At 55.8% G+C, this 19884-nt stretch carries 17 protein-coding genes; 7 read left to right on the top strand and 10 right to left on the bottom strand.

The genetic code is table 11. The features are described from left to right. Positions 1-9: 9 nt before the first annotated feature. Positions 10-1071: a type IV pilus assembly protein PilM gene (gene pilM, locus LMS44_RS03445; protein WP_041157610.1), complete on the bottom strand. Its 1062-nt coding sequence runs from the start codon at positions 1069-1071 to the stop codon at positions 10-12. A gap of 202 nt (positions 1072-1273) precedes the next feature. Between pilM and LMS44_RS03440 the strand changes: the two genes are divergently transcribed. Then, complete coding sequence (locus LMS44_RS03440) at positions 1274-3799, top strand: penicillin-binding protein 1A (RefSeq protein WP_230804915.1); 2526 nt, start codon at positions 1274-1276, stop codon at positions 3797-3799. Positions 3800-3917: 118 nt separating this feature from the next. On the opposite strand, the gene LMS44_RS03435 is transcribed toward LMS44_RS03440, so the two are convergent. The 3 genes from LMS44_RS03435 to LMS44_RS03425 are packed head-to-tail and all read right to left on the bottom strand — an operon-like array spanning position 3918 to position 7499. After that, positions 3918-5936 (bottom strand): TRAP transporter permease, encoded by a 2019-nt coding sequence (locus LMS44_RS03435; protein WP_041157609.1) that lies wholly within the window; start codon positions 5934-5936, stop codon positions 3918-3920. Between the two features lie 32 nt (positions 5937-5968). Then, positions 5969-6481, bottom strand: a complete 513-nt coding sequence (locus LMS44_RS03430; RefSeq protein ID WP_009286764.1) for a DUF1850 domain-containing protein — start codon at positions 6479-6481, stop codon at positions 5969-5971. Positions 6482-6527: 46 nt separating this feature from the next. Further along, the gene (locus LMS44_RS03425; protein ID WP_027957372.1) at positions 6528-7499 is read right to left on the bottom strand and encodes a TAXI family TRAP transporter solute-binding subunit; all 972 of its coding nucleotides are present in this window, start codon (positions 7497-7499) and stop codon (positions 6528-6530) included. 361 nt (positions 7500-7860) lie between these two features. Between LMS44_RS03425 and csiR the strand changes: the two genes are divergently transcribed. From csiR to gabT, 6 genes are all read left to right on the top strand, one after another. Further along, complete coding sequence (csiR, locus tag LMS44_RS03420; RefSeq protein ID WP_022520012.1) at positions 7861-8580, top strand: DNA-binding transcriptional regulator CsiR; 720 nt, start codon at positions 7861-7863, stop codon at positions 8578-8580. Positions 8581-8716: 136 nt separating this feature from the next. Next, entirely contained in the window at positions 8717-9895 is a 1179-nt protein-coding gene (locus LMS44_RS03415) for an acyl-CoA dehydrogenase (RefSeq protein ID WP_022520013.1), read from the top strand. A gap of 42 nt (positions 9896-9937) precedes the next feature. Further along, on the top strand, positions 9938-11152 hold the full coding sequence (locus tag LMS44_RS03410) for a CaiB/BaiF CoA transferase family protein (protein WP_498946816.1): 1215 nt from the start codon (positions 9938-9940) through the stop codon (positions 11150-11152). A 278-nt stretch (positions 11153-11430) separates the two neighbouring features. Further along, the gene (locus LMS44_RS03405) at positions 11431-12240 is read left to right on the top strand and encodes an EAL domain-containing protein (RefSeq protein WP_051051935.1); all 810 of its coding nucleotides are present in this window, start codon (positions 11431-11433) and stop codon (positions 12238-12240) included. Continuing rightward, entirely contained in the window at positions 12227-13165 is a 939-nt protein-coding gene (locus LMS44_RS03400) for a GGDEF domain-containing protein (protein WP_009286759.1), read from the top strand. The genes LMS44_RS03405 and LMS44_RS03400 overlap by 14 nt, the downstream gene beginning before the upstream one ends. Positions 13166-13259: 94 nt before the next feature. Then, on the top strand, positions 13260-14537 hold the full coding sequence (gene gabT / locus LMS44_RS03395; protein WP_009286758.1) for a 4-aminobutyrate--2-oxoglutarate transaminase: 1278 nt from the start codon (positions 13260-13262) through the stop codon (positions 14535-14537). 78 nt (positions 14538-14615) lie between these two features. Here gabT and LMS44_RS03390 read toward each other — a convergent pair whose 3' ends face one another. The 6 genes from LMS44_RS03390 to dinB form a co-directional block, all read right to left on the bottom strand. After that, positions 14616-15920 carry a TRAP transporter large permease gene (locus tag LMS44_RS03390; protein WP_476488969.1) on the bottom strand — a complete coding sequence of 435 codons (1305 nt, stop codon included), beginning with the start codon at positions 15918-15920 and terminating at the stop codon, positions 14616-14618. A 25-nt stretch (positions 15921-15945) separates the two neighbouring features. Beyond that, positions 15946-16458, bottom strand: a complete 513-nt coding sequence (locus LMS44_RS03385; protein ID WP_022520019.1) for a TRAP transporter small permease — start codon at positions 16456-16458, stop codon at positions 15946-15948. Next, positions 16455-17474, bottom strand: coding sequence for a TRAP transporter substrate-binding protein (locus LMS44_RS03380; protein ID WP_476488968.1), 1020 nt, complete (start codon positions 17472-17474; stop codon positions 16455-16457). Before LMS44_RS03380 ends, LMS44_RS03385 begins: the two co-directional genes overlap by 4 nt. A gap of 134 nt (positions 17475-17608) precedes the next feature. After that, positions 17609-17857: a YkoF family thiamine/hydroxymethylpyrimidine-binding protein gene (locus LMS44_RS03375; protein ID WP_039858708.1), complete on the bottom strand. Its 249-nt coding sequence runs from the start codon at positions 17855-17857 to the stop codon at positions 17609-17611. A gap of 9 nt (positions 17858-17866) precedes the next feature. Beyond that, positions 17867-18694: an alpha/beta fold hydrolase gene (locus tag LMS44_RS03370; RefSeq protein WP_233974428.1), complete on the bottom strand. Its 828-nt coding sequence runs from the start codon at positions 18692-18694 to the stop codon at positions 17867-17869. Positions 18695-18824: 130 nt separating this feature from the next. Further along, positions 18825-19871, bottom strand: coding sequence for a DNA polymerase IV (dinB, locus tag LMS44_RS03365; RefSeq protein ID WP_498946811.1), 1047 nt, complete (start codon positions 19869-19871; stop codon positions 18825-18827). Positions 19872-19884 lie beyond the last annotated feature (13 nt).

The following is a 19884-nucleotide window of genomic DNA, read 5'->3' as shown; positions in this document are numbered from 1 at the left end:
GGCGAACCCTCATTGACTCACCCTCATGGCCAAGCCACCCGCGGTGAGCATCGCTGGGGCATCGCTAGTCAACGCCTGAAGGTTCAAGCGCTTGTCCACCCGCATGCGCTGGAAGGGGTTGGCAATGGTCACCGACATACCGCTATCTTCAGCAATGCGCTCGGCAAGCCCTGGAATCACACTCGAACCGCCCGCTAATACGATGTGCTGCACTTTTTGCTGACGCCCGGCGGTGTAATAGAGCTGCAGGGAACGCCCCACCTGCTGCACCACGGTTTCCAAAAAAGGGTTGAGCACACGCTCATGGTAATCATCGGGTAGCCCGCCGCGCTCTTTGGCGAAACCCGCTTCCTCCATGCTTAAACCGTAGCGGTCGCGAATCGCATCGGTGAGCTGACGACCACCAAACACCGTATCGCGGGTATAAACGATATGCCCACCGCGGACGACGTGGAAAGCATTCATATTGGCACCAATGTCCACCAGACCAACACAGGCGGTAGGGTCACTCTCCACCTTAAGCTGGCGCCGCAGCTCGGCAAGTGAACGCTCCATGGCGAAGGTCTCCACGTCCACTGCCGCGGGCTCTAAACCTGCCTGTTCTAGCGTGTCGGTAAGCTGCGTCACATCCTGCTGCCGACAGGCGACCAACACTACCTGCTGGTGCTCATCGTCAAAGGGTGCGGGGCCAAGGCACTCAAAATCAAATGCCACTTCATTGAACGGAAATGGAATATGGCGGTCGGATTCGGCCACGATGCGCTCTTCGATCTCCTCATCGCTTAGCCCGATAGGGAAGCTCAGCGTTTTGGTAATCGCGGCGCTAGCGGGAACAGCCACTGCGGCTTTACGGGTAGAGGGTTTAGCGTGCTCCACGGCACGGCTAAGCACACTGGCAACGTCATCGATATCGCGAATTCGACGCTCCACAACCGCCCCTTCGCGAAGTGGCCGCACGGCATAGCTTTCTACCTGGTAATTATCGTGGCATTGTTTTAGCTCAAGCAGTTTGACGGTCGCCGAGGTAATATCGACGCCAATCAACCCTTTACCAGGTTTTAGAAAGCGCATATTGGGTCTGGCTCCACCTGCTTGTCGCCCGTTTTCACATGTGATTTGAGGTTACATGATTTTTAGTTCCGTCACACGCGAACCCACTTAGCGCATATCAACACTGGTGGCCGCCGCTTCAGGTTCCTATAATGGCTGCCAATTGCATGATACGGCTGTTTAGATGCCGATCTTTTCATTCTTCCCAGGGTGCTCTTCGTACATGACGTTTCTTCGAACCCTTATTGTGTCGCTGTTTTTCCTCATCGTCTCGTTGGTGGGCGCCACTGCCTTAGCCGTGGTGGGGGCCGCCATTTACTTTGCCCCAGGGCTGCCCGACGTCCGCCAACTGCAGGACTTCGAACTGCACACACCGCTACGTATTTTCACCCAAGACGGTAAATTGATTGGCGAGTTCGGCGAAGAGCGCCGCATGGCGATCAATTTTGATGAAATTCCGCAGGATATGATCAATGCCTTGATCGCCGCCGAAGATGCCAGCTATTTTGACCACGCAGGTGTCGACCCGCGGGGCTTGGCGCGGGCGGTGGTTCAACTTGCGATGAGTGGCGATATCCAATCGGGCGGCTCGACGATCACCATGCAGGTCGCGCGTAACTATATGCTGACACTCGATCAGACGTTTACGCGTAAAATTCGTGAAATCCTGCTGGCACTACAAATGGAGCAGATACTCGATAAAGAGGAAATCTTCGAACTTTACGTGAACAAGATTTTCCTGGGCAATCGCGCCTACGGTATCGCTGCCGCCGCTGAAACCTATTACGACAAACCCCTCGCCGAGCTTAGCCTAGCGCAAACGGCCATGATTGCGGGGTTGCCCAAGGCACCTTCTGCCTTTAACCCGCTGGCTAACTCCGAGCGTTCGCTGATTCGTCGCAACTGGATTCTGTTCCGTATGCGCGAACTCGGCTACATCGATGATGCCACCTATCAGACAGCGGTTCAGGATCCTGTAACGGCCCGCCGCCACTATACCCAAGCTGAAGTCGATGCCGCCTATGTCTCCGAAATGGCACGTCAGTATGCCGTGGAACGCTTTGGCGATGACGCTTACACCGGTGGCTATCGTATTTACACTACGATTGATAGCGAGCTGCAGCCCTTTGCCCGCCAAGCGCTGGCCAACGGCCTGACGGCCTATGACCTTCGCCATGGCTGGCGCGGGCCGGAGCAGCGTGAGATCGCGGCAAGCCTTGTCGAGGCCCAGGAGCAAACCGCGACCCAAGGCCTGGAGGAGGAGCTTTCTGAGTCTCCCGAAATTCGCCAAACCGCACGCCAAGCCGCCCAGCGCAGCCAAACGGAAGTCGAAGGGATCGAGGGCGACGTCAGCAACTGGGTTCAGGTGCTTGAGCGCACGCCCAATTATGGCCTGCTTCAGCCCGCCATCGTGGTAGAAAGTAGCGGCCGCGAAATGCAGGTGCTAACTCGCAACGATGGTCTACAGACGATCGGCTGGGAAGGTTTGAACTGGGCACGCCCTTACCTGAGCCCGCGGAGCCGCGGAGCTGCACCCAGCTCGTCTGAGGAGATTGCTGTACGGGGTGATATGGTGCGCGTCATTGAGAATGAAGACGGTTCGCTACGCCTCTCTCAACAGCCGGATACCGAAGGCTCGCTGGTCGCTCAAGACCCTCAAACGGGTGCTATCCTGGCACTCCAGGGCGGTTTCGACTTTAACGCCAGTAAGTTCAATCGTGCTGTACAGGCACGACGCCAATCAGGCTCTATCTTCAAGCCGTTTATTTACTTAGCGGCCCTTGAGGATGGAGAGATGAACGCCGCCAGCGTCGTTAACGATTCGCCCGTGGTTCTCGACGATGGCAGTAACTCATTGTGGCGTCCGGTCAACTCCAGCCGTGACTTTCAAGGCCCTATGCGCTTACGTCCAGCCCTTGCCCGTTCGCGCAATCTAGTCACTATTCGCGTTCTACAAACCATGGGGCTGGATTACACGATTAACTTTTTGGAGGGCTTCGGCTTCTCTCCCGCCCAGCTCCCTCGTGGCTTATCATTAGCGCTAGGCAGTGCGAGCTTAACGCCGATGGAAATGACCAACGCTTACGCGGTGCTCGCCAACGGTGGTTTCCAGGTGTCGCCCTGGTTTATTGAGCGGGTTACCCGTGACGACGACAATGAGCTGATTGATGAAGCCACGCCGCAGGTTGCCTGCCCCAGCTGTGCCGAAGACCAGGAGACAGTGGAAATTGATGGCCGCGAATACCCGATCGCCAAACGGGTAGCCGACCCGGCCGCTGTCTATATTCTGCGCGATATGCTGCGTGACGTTATCACCTCGGGCACTGGCCGCGGCGCACTGAGCCTTAACCGTGAGGATATCGTCGGCAAGACTGGTACCACCAACAGCCAGCGTGACGCCTGGTTTGCGGGCTTTAACAGCGATCTAGTCACTACGGTATGGGTCGGTAAGGACAGCAACGAGACCATTTCTGAGTATGGTTCTCAGGCCGCGCTACCCATTTGGGTAGAGTTTATGGGGGATGCCCTGGAAGGTACGCCAAACGCCGTGCCCGAGCGCCCCGCGACGATTGTCACTGCGCGCGTAGACCCAACGACAGGCCAACGTTTATCTGACGGCCAGTCTGGAGGTATCACTGAACTGTTCCATAAGGATCACTTGCCGGATTACCAGCAGCGCCGTATCAGCCGCGAGCTGGAAGAAGCCAGTGGTTCTGAGGGTTCAGGCACCGCTGAGTCGATCTTCTAACTCGATCTTCTAAACCAGTCAATCCTGTAGCACACCAAGCAAAAGGCCCGGAGATTATCTCTCCGGGCCTTTTCTGTTACTGGCTACCTTTGGGTCTGTATATAGGGTCGCCTAACGTTTAACCACTAACGGGGGTCGCAGGTGCTTCGCGCTTACTGGCCAACCAGTTAGCACCAATGGCGACGATCATGACCGCGACACCAGCAATTTCGGTCATCAGATTAGGATAGAACACCCCAAAGATCGCGGCGGTAATCGCGATGCGCGGTAGCCACGACATTTTGGTAAACAGATAGCCTTCCAGCGCCGCGGCAAAGGCACCTAATGCCAGAATGGCAATCACTCCATTCCAGATGACCACCGGCACCGGGCCACCAATGATAATCTCAGGGTTGAAGACCATAAACAGTGGGATCAGGTAGAGCCCTTTGGCAAATTTCCACGCCTGGAAGCTGGTTTCCATCGGCTTACTGCCCGCAATCGCCGCCCCGGCAAAGCCTGCCAAGGCGATGGGAGGCGTCACGTTGGAATCCTGGGAGTACCAGAACACGACCAGGTGGGCGACCAGCAGCGGCACACCAAACTCGGCTGTCAGTGCAGGGCCGACGAGGACGATGAGCACGATATAGCTGGCGGTAACGGGCAGCCCCATCCCCAGTACTAAGCTTGCCAACAGTACCATCACCAGCGCCAATACCAGGTTGCCGCCGGAGAAAGCCAGCATCATGGAGGAGAATTTCAGTCCCAAGCCGGTTAAACCCACTACCCCAACGATAATCCCGGCGACTGCACAGGCCATGGAAACCGCTACCGCATTGCGAGCACCTAGTTCCAAGCCCTCGATCAGCTTGGCAAAGCCTGTACGTACCACGTCTTTAACGGCCGTTGCGGTCACTGGCTGGCCCTGCCTGGGCGCCACAAAGAAGAACCACAGCACATAGCGCAATACCGCTACCGCCAAAATGGTGATCACTGCGTAGTAGCCTACCCGCATGGGCGACATACTCATCGCCAGCAGCCAGACCAGCACCGCCAACGGCAGCAGGAAGTGCCAGCCATCCTTCATGACCTGGCGCATCTGCGGCAGTTCATCCTTGGGTAGCCCCTGCATGCCCTGCTTGAGAGCGATGATATGCACAAACAGGTACACCGTCGCGAAATACATGATCGCTGGCAGGATACTGACCTTGACGATGTCCAGATACGGCGTATTGGTGTACTCAGCAATCAGGAACGCCCCGGCCCCCATTAACGGCGGCATGATTTGCCCGCCGGTCGAGGCCGCCGCTTCGATACCACCTGCCTGCTTGGCTTTGTAGCCCAGCCGCTTCATCAATGGAATGGTAAAAGCACCGGTGGTGACCACGTTGGCAATCGCGCTGCCAGAAATCGAGCCCATGCCCGCCGACGCCAATACCGCCGCCTTGGCTGGCCCGCCACGCTGGCGGCCGGTCGCCGCATAGGCCATATCGATAAAGAATTTACCCGCCCCGGTGCACTCCAAAAAAGCACCAAAGAGGACAAAAATAAAGATATAGGTCGCCGCAACGCCTAGCGGCAGGCCGAAAATACCCTCTTGCCCCAAGTAGAGTTGACCGGCAACTCGATCAATGGTGTATCCGCGGTGTTCCAGAATGCCCGGCATCCACTCGCCAAGCCACGGCAGCTCGCCCCGCGGCCCCGCAAAGGCATACACAATCGCCAAGAGGCCAATCACGGTCATACCAAAACCTACCGCGCGACGGCTGGCTTCCAGTACCGTCACCGTGGCAATACAGGCGACCAGAATATCGGTCTCATTCCAGAACCCTGCACGGCTAAAAATCTCATCCAGGTTGAGTACCAAGTAACCACCGGTGAGAATCGCCCCGGCAAAAAACACTAGATCAAGCCCCCAGCCCAATACACCACGTTTGCGAGTGGGCCCAAAGGCTGGAAACATTAGAAATGCCAGCACCATAATCAGTGCCAGGTGAATACTGCGCTGATAAAAAAGCCCTAAGGGCTGAATACCGGCAGAGTAGAGCTGAAACAGGGAAAGACCCACCGCCACAATGGTGATCGACCACAGCACCATGCGGGGTTGAATCACATTACCGCCGGGCACCACGCTCGACGGTTGATTGGATTCGCTCATGAAGTCCTCGGAAGCGTTAACTAATGTCGTTTTTATTCACGCGGGGATGCGTGAGGGTCTATCAACTGAATGGTTACGCGTTGTCCAGCGGCGTGCTCACTGAGGCTCACTGGCGCATGCTCACCGCCAGGCCACACCACACGATGATTAACAGCCGGTGAACCTACCCTCAACACATAACGGTTATTGGCTACAGGCTCGTTAATGGCATTAATCCAGTAACCGCCCTCACCGTCTGATACCTGCTCGCCGCGGCCAAAAATATGCCCAAGCCCTGCGGCGAAATCGGGTTGATGGCTACGCTCTAATTGCATGACGCCCGCTACATTACGATAGCAGTCCAGCACCGTGAAATGTTCAACGGAGTGCTGCCACTTAATACACCAGCGACCGTCAGCCGGCACCGCTTCATCCACTAGCGTGTCGCCTTGTTCGGTCACCACGGCTAGGCGCATAAACGCCGACGCCGAAGCGGGGGAAGCCCCCACTTCGGCGAACGGACAACATGCAATCAGTAGCGCCATCAGTCGTCGCTGCCACTGCATGGCAATGTCCTTATGGCAATCTGATTATGAAAATATCATTACACGATTAAGGACGCAGACGATCCGGGATTTCAGCACCGACTTCTTCGAAATAGCGCAGTGCGCCCGGGTGCAGCGGCACGGGGGTCGACTCCATAGTGAACTCAACGGTGGTGTCGTTAGCCGCCGGGTGAACCGCAATCAGCTCATCGGTGTTTTCAAACAGCAGTTGGGTGAGTTGATAAGCCAGCTCTTCGTCCATATCGGCATTAACGACCAGCACGTTGGGGATACCGATGGTCTGAACGGCTTCGTCCATACCGTCGTACATACCCGCAGCAAGCTGGTAGGGAGCAAATACCGCTTCTTCTTCCTGGGCATTGGCTACCTCTTCATCAGACAAGCCAATCAGGCGAATATCGCGGGTGGCTGCCAGGTTGAGAATCGAGCTGGTGGGTGGCCCAACGCTCCAGAAGCCGGCGTCGATATCACCGTCTCGAATGGCATCAGCGGTTTCGTTGAAGTTAAGGCGCTGGGGAGTGAAGTCTTCATAGCTAATGCCATTGGCTTCAAGCAATGCACGGGCGTTCAGCTCGGTGCCGCTACCCGGTGCACCGACGGAAACGCGCTTACCCGCTAGATCAGCAATCGATTCGATATCCGACTCGGCCAGGGTCACCAGCTGTACCGCGTTGGGATAAACCGACGCCAGTGCGCGAGTATTTTCAATCTGGCGACCTTCAAAATCATCCGTGCCGGTATAGGCTTGATAGACCGTATCGGCCAGAGCCAGGGCAAGATCCGCGTCACCGCGCATGATCAGGCCCATATTTTCAACCGAGGCACCGGTCACTTCAGCAGTCGCCTGAGCGCCTTCGATATGGTTGTTGATCATTTCGGCAAAACCACCGCCGATAGGGTAGTAAACGCCACCAGTACCGCCAGTCGCGATTGAGAGTTGTTGAGCGCTTGCTGGAAGTGCAACCGCGAGCATAGAAGCGGCAGCGGCTGTGGCGTATAGAGAGCGTAGAGTTTTCATGAGCATTTCCTCCGTCCTGCTTGGACTTATAGGTATGGTTGACGATAAAAAGGAGGTGTTGAAGCCCCAGCTTCTGGCTGCCGTCACGACGAACCGGAAGCGGTGGAGGTGAAGTTAGCACGGCTTATGCGTTGGATGCTAATAGGGCGTTATCAGCGCAGCAGTGCCTTTACCTCATACAGCCATGAGTGCCTCAGAAGGTGTAACCGCCCAGCAGCTGGATCGAATAGCCAGCTATTAAAATCCTGAAATCCCGCATAAATGTCTTATTTTATGCCGAATTGTTATTATTTATTGATAATGGCCGTCAATTTCGCCCACCCCACCGTTATTATTGATTCAGGATAGGAGCCACACTGCTATGGAGCCCGGTTTTAAAGAGGACAATAGTCGGGATAAAGGCGCGCCGCGGCAGAACCTCGCCATTAGTGCTTACCGCCAACTCAAGCACGACATTATTCGTGGCCGCTATGCGCCTGAGCAGAAGCTGCTGATGAGCAGGCTCAAAGAGCAGTACGGCGCCAGCACCGGGCCGCTACGGGAAGCGCTATCGCAGTTAGTCTCTGACCGCCTTGTGGTCGCGATAAGCCAGCGCGGCTACCGGGTAGCACCCATGTCGCTGGCCGAACTCAACGATATTTACGACGCCCGGGCTCAGCTTGAAGGGCTGATCCTGCGCTTGGCTATAGAGCGCGGCGACGACGATTGGGAAGCCACGGTGCTGGCTACCGCACATCGGCTGGCCAAGGTCACCGACATCAACACCCCCAACGACCTGCTCGACATCTGGGATCAGCGCCACAAAGCCTTCCATACCGCCATTGCCAGCGGCTGCAACTCCCCTCACCTACTGCAAATGCGCAACACCCTGTTTGACCAGGTAGAGCGCTACCGCCACCTGTGGTTGCAGGAAACCGTGATGTCGTCCCAGGCGCTGGAGCTTAAGCGCCAGGAGCACGCTGCGCTGGTCGATGTCATTCTGGCGCGCGATACCGCCGAAGCCGACACCCTGATGCGCGATCACCTGATGACCCCCGTACCGATCATTACCCGCGTCCTTCAAGAGCGCGGCATCGGCTGAGCTTTTCGCTTCGGCTCTTCGTCCCAGACCAAAGTTCTACGTTTTAAAAAAATGTAGATATTTTAAAAAAACGGCGATACATTGGCTGCAAGCTATTTTGCATCTATTCCTTCCCACTATCCGAGGAATCTACGCCATGACGCATTTCAACTGGGACGACCCGCTACTTCTGGAACAACAGCTCACCGATGAAGAGCGCCAGATCCGCGATGCGGCCTACGACTACTGCCAGGAAAACCTTCAGCCCCGCGTGCTAACCGCCTTCCGTGAAGAGCGCTTTGACCGCGAGATCATGACCGAAATGGGTGAGCTTGGCTTGCTGGGCGCCACCGTTTCCCCCGAGTACGGCGGCGCAGGCGTTAACCATGTAGCCTACGGTTTGATTGCCCGCGAAGTGGAGCGCGTAGACTCCGGCTACCGTTCGGCCATGAGTGTGCAGTCATCGTTGGTAATGTACCCCATCGAGACCTATGGCTCTGAAGAGCAGAAGCACAAGTACCTGCCTAAGCTTGCCAGCGGTGAAATGGTTGGCTGTTTTGGCTTGACCGAACCCGACCACGGCTCTGATCCGGGTGGCATGATTACCCGCGCGGAAAAAGTCGACGGCGGCTACCGCTTGACTGGCGCAAAAATGTGGATCACCAATAGCCCAATTGCCGATATCGCGGTGGTATGGGCGAAATCAGCGGCTCACGACAATCAGATTAAAGGCTTTATTGTCGAGCGCGGCACCGAAGGTTTCACCACGCCCAAAATCGAAGGCAAAGTCTCTTTGCGCGCATCGATTACCGGTGAGATCGTGCTGGATAACGCCTTTGTTCCCGAAGAGAACCTGCTGCCCAACGTCAGTGGCCTGAAAGGCCCCTTCGGCTGCCTCAACAAAGCCCGCTACGGCATCGCCTGGGGTGTGATGGGCACGGCAGAGTTCTGCTGGCACGCAGCGCGCCAATACACCCTCGACCGCAAGCAGTTTGGCCGCCCGCTGGCCGCCAACCAACTGATCCAGAAAAAGCTCGCCGATATGCAGACCGAGATCACCCTTGGCTTGCAGGCAGCCCTGCAGGTGGGCCGGCTAATGGATAGCGGCAACTGGGCACCGGAAATGGTCTCGCTGATCAAGCGCAACAACTGCGGCAAAGCGCTGGATATCGCCCGCCAGTCTCGCGATATGCACGGCGGTAACGGCGTCTCCGACGAGTACGGTGTTATTCGCCATATGGTCAATCTGGAGTCGGTAAACACCTACGAAGGCACCCACGATGTACACGCTCTGATTCTGGGTCGTGCTCAGACAGGCATTCAGTCGTTCTTTTGATCACCGCATTTTGACCATTTGTCACTTATTAACGGAGCCTCTATGAGCGAGCTAACCAAACCACTGGCTGGTATTAAAGTACTCGATATTTCCCGTGTGCTGGCCGGGCCTTGGTGCGGACAAATGCTTGCGGATATGGGGGCGGACGTGATCAAGGTTGAGCGCCCCGGTAGCGGCGATGACACTCGCCACTGGGGCCCTCCTTGGCTTGCGGGCAGCGAAGAGTCGGCCTATTACCTATGCGCTAATCGGGGTAAACGCTCGGTAACCGTTGATATGGCCAAGCCCGAAGGCCAAGTGGTGATTAAACAGCTGGTCGCTCAATCGGATGTGTTGATAGAGAACTTCAAGGTCGGCGGCCTGAAACGCTACGGTCTGGATTACGCCAGCTTAAAGGCGCTTAACCCCAGGCTGATCTACTGCTCGATTACCGGTTTTGGCCAGGAGAGCCCCTACGCTCATCGCGCCGGTTACGACTTTATGATCCAGGCCATGGGCGGAATCATGAGCCTGACCGGTAAACCTGACAGTGAACCCGGCGGCGGCCCGGTAAAAAGTGGCGTCGCTTTCACCGATATTTTCACCGGGCTGTATGCCGCCAATGCGATCTTAGCGGCGCTATATCAGCGTCGAGATAGCGGCGTGGGGTGTCATATTGATATGGCACTAATGGATGTCCAGGTGGGGGTACTCGCCAACCAGGCGCTCAACTACCTAACCTCTGGCAATGTGCCTCAACGGTTGGGTAACGCTCACCCTAACATCGTGCCGTATCAAGCGTTTGCCACCCAGGATGGCCATATGATTATGGCTGTCGGCAACGACGAGCAGTTCAAGCGTTTTTGCGCGGTGCTTTCGCTACCGGCTTTGGCGGAAGATCCACGCTTTGCCACCAATGGCGCCAGGGTAAACAATCGTGCTCTGCTCGTTCCGCAGCTGGAAGCGGCGTTGGCCCAGCGCAGCACTGATGAATGGCTAGCCGCTTTTGAAGCCGTAGGCGTTCCCTGCGGGCCGATCAATACGCTGGATCGGGTGTTCGACGACCCCCATGTGAAAGCCCGCGGGCTTAAGCAAACCCTGCCCCACGACCAAGCAGGCCAGGTGGATCTGGTCGCTAACCCTATCCGTTTTAACGGTGCCCAAATGAGCGCCACTACGGCGCCGCCTCACTTAGGCCAACATACGGAAAGCGTGCTGGAAGAACTTGGTATTAGCTTGGAGCAGCGCACTGCGCTTCGCGCAGCAGGCATCATTTAATAGCACTAATGGTTTATGCACTCGATTTATGCACTTCCCTCTTATAGGCGCCTACTTGGCGCCTTTTTTTAAGCCAAAAGAAGCGACCAATATTGCAAGCTAAGAAGCAGGCACCTGGCTAATGCTTCGCAATCCATTATTGTACAAAAGCTATACAAAAAGTATATTAAGACCTAAAGTTAAGAGCGTTGAATGCTTCAACATAGGCTATAGGCATTAATCTATCTAATGTTATGGCATTAACAGCGCCATCCAACACCCATCCCTCAGGAGCAGCTATGAGCCAGTGCGCACGCGTCAATGGCAGTTGCAAACGCTGTGAAGGCGACTTGCCCTTTGAGTTCACCATGGCCTTTCAGCCAATCGTGGATCTATCGCTGGCCCAAATCGTCACCTATGAAGCACTGGTTCGTGGGCCGTGCGGTGAATCCGCTTGGAGCGTCATTTCGCAAGTGACTGATGAGCTCCTCTACCGTTTTGATCAGGCCTGCCGGGTAAAAGCAATCGAAATGGCCAGCGCACTGGATATGCAAACCGACCTTTCGATCAACTTTCTGCCCAACGCCGTTTATGAGCCCGAAGCCTGCATCCAGGCAACGTTAGCGGTATCAAAACGGGTGGGTTGGCCTACCCATCGGCTTATTTTTGAAATCACCGAAACCGAGCGCGTCCGCGACCGGCAACACCTGTGCAATATTATTAATGCCTACCGCTCCATGGGCTTTAAGACGGCGCTTGACGACTTTGGCAATGGTTACGCCAACCTTGACCTGCTCACTGACTTAACCCCCGATAAACTTAAAATCGATCGTGAGCTGGTGATGAACTGCGATAAGGATCTTCGCCGCCAAGCACTGTTAAACGCGATCATCCTGCTCGCCCAAGAGCTCGATATGACTCTTATCGCCGAAGGTGTCGAGACTCGTGCCGAAGCCTTATGGCTAGCACGGGCTGGCATTGTCCAGCAGCAGGGTTTCTACTTTGCGAAGCCTTCCATCAACTCGCTGGGCCAGGACATTACTCCCCTGCTCGCTGGGTTAAAAAGTGAAGCGCATGACAAGTTAGGAGCGATGGATGCAAGATATTAGTCCTGATCAGCTTTACCAGCTTTTTAACCGCTCCAAGCGCAACACCGAAAACGTCATCAAAGCGGCACCGATTGGAATCTGTATTACAACCCCTTCGGGTCACTTTGAAATGGTCAATCCAGCTTACTGTGAATTTTATGGCTACCGGCAGGAAGAGCTTTTAGGCCAGCACCTTACCCACGTAGTGCCCGAAGAGAACCATGCGATTTTATCAGCGCTGCATGCTGAGTTTATGCAGGGCAACGAGGATCAAGAGCTGCGCCAAGAGTGGGATGTGGTTCTCAAAAACGGCGGAAGACGCACCATCATCGCCGAAGCTGCGCGTATTGAGGCTGACGACGGCGAACCGCGTAAAGTCACTTTTATAATCGACATTACCCAGCGCAAACAGCTAGAAGAGCGGCTCAAGCAGGCTAATGAGCGCTTGGATCATTTGGCTCACCACGATGAGCTAACGGAGCTGCTCAACCGTCGTGCCGGTTTGCAGCGCCTGGATGAAGAGATCAAGCGCTGCGAGCGGTATGGAACACCTTTCAGCATCGCGATCTATGACCTGGATGACTTCAAAGCGATCAACGATACCTATGGGCACAGCGCGGGCGATAGCGTTTTACAACAGATCACCTCCTTAGTGAGTGCTGTACTGCGCGATACCGATTTGCACATACGATTGGGCGGTGAAGAGTTTTTAATCATTATGCCAGGCGTAAATTCTGAAGAAGCCTACCAAGGCATGGAACGCATTCGTGAAAGCGTCGCGCAACAAACGTTTACTAAGCACCAATTAACGATGACGCTCTCATCGGGGATTGCCAGCTACGTTGAAGCCTCGGGCAAACGGCTACTTGATCGTGCTGATAAAGCTATGTACCAAGCTAAACAGACGGGGCGCAACCGTGTTGTCATTGCCTCGTCATCCATGTAGGCAACGCTTTTAAACTTCACAATCAGGCCCCTATCAGGCACCCCTATTAAGCACTATGCTAAAAGATCAATCCTCATCAATTAGGAAGTAAGCCATGAGCAGCAATGCCGAACTAAACGAGCTAAAACATAAATACGTCGCTGCTGGCGCTGCAAGCCCCGCAACGGCGTTCGCCGACCACGCTGAAAACGCTGAAATCTGGGACGCGGACGGCAACCGCTTTATCGACTTCGCAGGCGGCATTGGCGTACTCAACGTAGGTCACCGTCACCCCAAAGTGGTCGCAGCGGTAAAAGCCCAGCTCGATAAGCTGATGCATACCTGCCAAACGGTCATGCCTTATGAAGGCTACGTGAAAGTCGCGGAAAAACTCAGTCACATCGTGCCCGTTCGTGGCCATGCCAAAGTCATGCTGGCCAACTCGGGTGCGGAAGCGCTGGAAAATGCGGTCAAGATCGCCCGCGCCGCCACTGGTCGTTCTAACGTTATCTGCTTCGATGGCGGCTACCACGGCCGTACCTTCTTCACCATGGCCATGAACGGCAAGGTGGCGCCTTACCAGAGCGACTTCGGCCCCATGCCGGGCACCGTTTTCCGTGCGCCCTACCCGGTGCCTTACCACGGCGTTAGCGAAGACGAAGCCATTCGCGGCCTGAAAATGACGCTGAAAACCGATGCCAACCCCAAAGATACCGCGGCCATCGTGCTCGAACCGGTGCTTGGCGAAGGCGGTTTCTACCCGGCCTCTACCAGCTTCCTGACCAAGGTTCGCGAAATCTGCGATGAGCACGGCATGCTGATGATAGTCGATGAAGTGCAGTCAGGCTTTGGCCGTACCGGCAAAATGTTTGCCATTGAGCATAGCGGCGTTGAGCCGGACATTATGACCATGGCCAAGAGTATGGCCGACGGTATGCCGATTTCCGCCATCGTAGGCACCGACAAAGTGATGGACGCTTCAGGCCCTAACTCGCTGGGCGGCACCTACACCGGCAGCCCCACTGCCTGTGCGGCGGCGCTAGCGGTCATGGAAGTGTTTGAAGAAGAGAACATTCTGGAGAAGAGCCAGGCCCTGGGCGACAAGCTGGCCAAGCGCTTCAACGTGTGGGCAGATAAGTTTGATTGCATCGACCACGTGCGCAACATGGGCGCGATGGCTGCCTTTGAACTGGTGTCGAACAAAGCCGACCATACGCCTAACCCAGAACTAGCGGCCGCGCTATGCAAGAAAGCCCGCGAAGAGGGTTTGATCCTTCTTTCCTGCGGCATGTACGGCAACACCATCCGCTTCCTGATGCCCGTCACCATTCAAGATGACGTGCTCAATGAAGGCCTGGATATTATTGAGTCCTGCCTGGATTCACTGGTGTAATTAAGCGTTAGTCAGCAAGAACCAAACCGCCGCCCAAATTTGGGGCGGCGTTTTTACTTGTGTGGATACCTAACCGGTTTATTGCGCCATGAAGCGAGGCAGCCACAAAGCAATATCCGGCCATACGCTGATGATCAAGGCCGCCACGCACATCAGCAGGAAGAAAGGTAGCGCTGCCAAGGCCACCCGGCTGATGCTTTCCCCCGTCAGGCTTTGCAGCACAAACAGGTTGAATCCGACTGGAGGCGTTATCTGGCCAAGCTCGATCATGATGATCAGGAAGATGCCAAACCAGATGGGATCGAACCCCGCCAGCAGTACGATCGGCAGCGTAATCGGCAGGCTCATCACGGTGATCGAAATACCGTCCAGGAAAAGCCCCAGCACCACATAGAAAACCGCCAGCGCCAGCAACAACGACATCGGGGTAAAGTTTTGCGCGGCGATCCACTCCGCAAGCTCCCGGGGCAGGTGCAGGTAGCCCATCGCCGTGGAGAGCAACGTGGCGGTAATCAACAGGCTGCACACCATGATACTGGTGATTAACGTGCCTCTGAACGCCTCAATAAACAGCCGCGCCGAAAGCTGGCGCTCGACACCAAGCAGCACCAGCGTTGCGGCCACGCCCACCGCCGCCGCCTCCGAGGGCGTGGCAATACCGCTATAGATAGAGCCAATCACGATGCTGATCAACACCAGCACGGGCAGAAGAAGCAGAATGGATTGCCCTACGCTCTGGTCAGTCGCCGCCTGTTTGGGTGCCAACGACGGCGACAAATAGGTCCTCGCGCCGATATACACGCTATACAGCAGCGCAATTAACAGGCCCGGCACTACCCCCGCCATGAACAGCTGGCTAATAGAGACTTCCGCCTGAACGCCATAGACGATCATCACGATCGAAGGCGGAATCAACAGCCCCAGGCTACCGGCGCCCGCCAGCGAACCGATCGATAGGTTGCGATCGTACCCCCTCGTTTTCAGCTCCTGGGTGGTGATTTTGCCAATCGTCGCGGTCGTCGCCGCGCTGGAGCCGCTCACCGCCGCAAACAGCGTACAGCCAAGCACGTTGGTGTGGAGAATACCGCCCGGCAAATGGCGGGTGATCGGCACCAGCCCTTTGAAAAGCCGCTCGGAAATATTGGAGCGAAAAATCAGCTCGCCCATCAATATAAACAGCGGGATAGCCGATAACTCCCAGCTATTACTGGCACGATAGAGAATTCGCGAAAAAATCAGACCGATACGATCAGCACCGAAGTCGCCAAACAGCCAAAGCGAGCCAATGGACACGGCCAGCATGGATGCAAAAATCCAGGTGCCCATCGACAAAAAGAACAACAGCAGTACGCCGACCCCGACGGCCGACCAAAAAATATCCATAACGCCTTTCCTATTAGTCGCTGCTTCAATTGACGCTAGACGAGTAGCCTGAACGCAGAGCCATTATTTTTAGGGCTCTGACTAACAGAGTGATGGAAATTAACCACATGCCCACGAGGATGGCGCTCTCCGGCAGCCAAATAGGCGTCTCTGCCATGGTTTCACTGACGGTGCCGCGGCTGTAGCTACGCAGAACATTCTGAAACCAGAAGGTCGAGAGCCACACAAAGCAACCTGCCGTTACCAAGCTGCTGAATAGCTCCAGCGGCCAGCGCATGGTTTCAGGAAAGCGTTCCAGAAGCAGAGAGACACGGATCAGCCCACCCTTCTCCAGCACATAAGGCAGGCCTAAAAAGGACATCGTAGCCACGGCATAGCCGATATACTCATCGAGGATAAACGTCGAGTGGCCAAACAGCCTCAGCGCTATCTCTAACAGGATATGGCCGAGCATATAAATAATGAGCAGCACGGCAATGACAGCACCGACCCGATTGAGCAGTTTAGAGATACGCTCAATGACATTGAGCGCCCTCATTCGGCGCCTCGGAACTCGCTCAAGATCGACTCGCCGTCATCACCAGTATTCTCCAGCCAGCTCTCGACCACGCCACTGGCGGCTTCCTTGAGAGGCGTTAGCAACTCGTCCGAGACGGGATCACTGATCACGACGTCGTGCTCACTAAGCGTCTGGTAGTTTTCTTCGGTACGCGTTTCAACCGCTTCCCAGTTGTGTTGGTCAGTCAGGCTGGCCGCTTCCATGACCGCATCCTGTTGAGCGTCGGCAAGCGATTCGAACGCATCGCGATTCATGTGCACCATGTTAAGGGGAATGGCGTACTGAACCCCGGCAAAGTAATTCTGATGCTCCCAAAAGCTGGCATTGGCCCCCGCTTCGGCGGACGTTAACACCGCCTCGATACCGCCGGTGGCCAGTTGGGGTACCACATCGGCCCAGGACAGGCTGACCGGCGAGGCACCTACATTTCTAAATGTCTCGGTACCGTTACGGTCAAAGGTGCGAATCTTCAGGCTCTCAAGATCGTCCTGGCTCGCGACCTCGTCTTCCGACCAGATACCGCTCGGCGGCCAGGGCGAGGCATACAGCAGCACCTGGTTATTATCGGCGAACACCTCTTCGTAATAGGGTTTTGCTATGTCATAAAGTCGCCGCGCATCGGCAACATCGTCGACAATAAAGGGGAGCGAAGAGAGTAGAAACAGCGAATTGATGCCGCTCATGGTGCCCGAGAGGGTATCAGCTATCTCGACGGCGCCATCGGCCACGCCATAAAAATGATCGCCGGAATTAAAGCCGAGCGAGCCACCCGTATGCAGCGTGATATCAATTTCGCCATCGGTTAATTCGGCAAGCTTATCAATAAAATAGGCATCGCCCTGAGCATGAATGGAGGACGCATTATACTCATTGGAGAAGTCCATACTGACCGACTGGGAATGCGCATAGCCACTGACGAGTAGTGCCCCTAGCGCTATCGAAAGTTTTTTACCTGAATGAGGGAATTTGTTATTTAAATCAGCAGGATGGAACATTCTTTTAACCCCTATTTTTGATTGGTATAGGGATTAAACTACAGTCATTTGGGAACCATTTATGTCCCATAGCGACGCGAACGGACCAGACAACGACACGCCGCCCAGTGGACGGCGTTGCCTATGCTGCGTGATTAGCGTGGCCGACGATCGCCTTCGAGGAAATTAGCCGTAAAGACCGCTTTGCCATGGGTCTCAAACGACCACTTCATCACCTCAGTTAGCGCTGCCATCACAGCATCGAACTCGCCAAATACCTGGGTGCTCATGCGATTCGGGTGTACTTCCAATCCTGTCGCCTCAAGGCGTTTCACCACCTCTTTGACCACCGGCTTGAAGTCATCGGCCAACGGGTAATAGCTAAGCTGTACGGAAAGATACATAACGCCTCCTTACGCTGTGTTTTGGGGCTGACGGACGCTGGATAAACGCTGCCAGGCAGCCAAAATAGCGGCACGGGTCTCGTCCGGATGCTCCATCGGGAACATATGCGTACCGGGGACTTCACTCACCGATAGCCCTCTACGCTTCAAGCGTTTTATACGTGAAGCGGTCAATAGGTGGGACTCTTTGCCCGCCACCAGTTCTAACGGTACGCCCAAACGCTGCGGCAGGCGCGATAGGTGATCCGGCAGGTGGCGGAAAATTTCCACCTCAATACTCGGGTCAAAGGTCAGCTCTGCACTGCCATCATTTAGCAAGCGCGTCCCTGCTTCAATGTAGTCGTTGAGCGCCTCCGGGGTAAAGCGACGAAACAGCCCCCGGCGACCCAGCGAGCTTGCCATCGCTTCGCGACTCGGCCACACGGTGCGCCGCCCCAAGGTTTTTCCAGCAGGGGTAACCCGATCCACAAAGCCAAACCGCTTGGCGGCTTTCATTGCCCAGGCGTCCTTCCCCAGCATCAAAGGGGGATCAAGCATAATCACCCCGCAGAAGCGCTCGGGCTGCTTATCCGCGGCCATGGCCATTAGCGTGCCACCCAAAGAGTGCCCCACGCCCAGAAGCGGCGTATCCGTCTCGGGTAGGTAGCTCAGCAGCTCATCCACCAAGTTGCCCCAGTTATGATTAACGGGGTAGTCAGGGTGGTGACCCAGGCGATCCAGAGGGTGCAGATCAAAGGTCTCTGCCAGTGGGTTCAGCAGGCTGCGATAGCTTAAGCCCGGAAAACCATTGGCATGGGCAAACACTAAACGGGGACGTTGGGCAGCATTAGCAGGCATGGCAAGGCTCGCGCGTTAAAAAGGCAGGAAGACGGCTAATGTGAAACATGATTATTTACGCCGCCTATCATACATCTGTTTTAACGCGCTCCTGCATGAGCGTCAATCGACAAAAGGATTAACAGGCTAATTAAAACAGCGACAATTGATGCTCCTGGCTGTTGTCCGCCAGTCGATACCCTACTCCAAGCAGGCGGACGGGCCGCTCGCCCCTGGCCCAACCAACGTTAAGCAGAGTTTCAAACTGCTCCAGGTTAGGCGCGGGGTCGGCGTGTTCGACGGTGGTTTGGGTAAAGTCGTTGAACTTCACTTTTACGATTAACCCGCGCACCGCCAGTGGCGGGTCAAGCCGTGCGTAGCGGCGCTCTAAATCTTCGATCAGCGCGGGTAGCTCTCGGTGGCAGGCATCGAGGTTGGGTAAATCCTGGGCGTAGGTCTGTTCGGTGCTGACCGACTTGCGCTCCCGGTGGGTTTTCACCGGGCGCTCGTCCCGCCCCCAGCTCAGCTCATACAGCCGCCGTCCAAAACGGCCAAAGTGCTCGACCAGGTCGGTTAGCGTGCGGGTACGCAGGTCAGCGCAGGTGTGAATATCCAGCCCCGCCAGTTTCTCGGCCGTGCGCGGTCCTACCCCGTGGATTTTCTTGACCGGCAACTGTTGTACGAAGCTATCGACCTTATCCGGCGTAACCACGCACAGGCCGTCGGGTTTGTTCCAGTCGCTGGCAATTTTGGCCAGAAACTTGTTGGGCGCTACGCCCGCCGAAACGGTGATCCCCACTTCGCGGCTGACCCGTTCACGGATCGCTTCAGCCATTAGCGTCGCGCTGCCGTGATGCTGGGTGACCTCCGAGACATCCAGAAAGGCCTCATCCAGGGAGAGCGGTTCGATCAGTTCAGTCACATCGCGATAAATGGCGAAGACCTGGCGGGCGACCTCTTTGTATTTGGCCATCTCACCGCGGATCACGGTGAGATGCGGGCAGCGCTTGAGTGCCTGAGCCATCGGCATGGCCGAGTGAATGCCAAATTCTCGGGCGGGATAGTTGCAGGTGGCGACCACCCCGCGCTGCTCGACGCTGCCGCCAATCGCAATCGGTATATCCCGCAGCGCGGGATTATCGCGCATTTCCACTGCTGCATAAAAGCAGTCACAGTCGCAGTGAATGATTTTGCGCACCGGCTAGCCTTCC

It is taken from the genome of Halomonas profundus, assembly GCF_020865425.1.
Taxonomy (GTDB): domain Bacteria; phylum Pseudomonadota; class Gammaproteobacteria; order Pseudomonadales; family Halomonadaceae; genus Vreelandella; species Vreelandella titanicae.
The sequence above is the reverse complement of the archived record's forward strand: the minus strand, read 5'-3'. Positions and strand labels throughout refer to the sequence as shown.